At 75.1% G+C, this 406-nt stretch carries 1 protein-coding gene; it reads right to left on the reverse strand.

The window, feature by feature from the left end:
• Window positions 1-63: 63 nt before the first annotated feature.
• Window positions 64-406: Rieske 2Fe-2S domain-containing protein (locus tag G3I71_RS49085; protein ID WP_164325473.1), on the reverse strand; the 343-nt coding region annotated here is incomplete at its 5' end.

Here is a 406-nt window from a genome sequence, read left to right on the forward strand (position 1 = left end):
GGCCGCCTTCACCCCGGGGACGGAGCCGGACACGGGTTCTCGACATCCGCCGGAGGACTTTCCTCACCCGGTGTGGCCGCCGTCCTCGGCCGGGGGCTCCCCGGGTACGTCGAACCGTTCCAGGGGCCGGGTCGCGGGGCCTTGCAGCACGGCCCCGTCGGTGCCGAAGCGGGACCCGTGGCACGGGCACTCCCAGGTGGTCTCGGCCTGGTTGAAGGAGACCAGACAGCGGAGATGGGTGCACCGGGCGGAGACGGCCCGGACCGTGCCGTCCTCGGCCCGGTGGACGGCGCGGCGGCGGCCGTCCACCCGTACCACCGCGCCGGTTCCGGGCGCGATGTCCGCCACGCTGTCGACACGCGGGACGTGCAGCCGGTCACCGGCGAGGAGCTGGACGACGTGGACC

The sequence above is a fragment of the Streptomyces sp. SID12501 genome (genome assembly GCF_010550245.1).
In the GTDB taxonomy this organism is placed as follows: Bacteria; Actinomycetota; Actinomycetes; order Streptomycetales; family Streptomycetaceae; genus Streptomyces.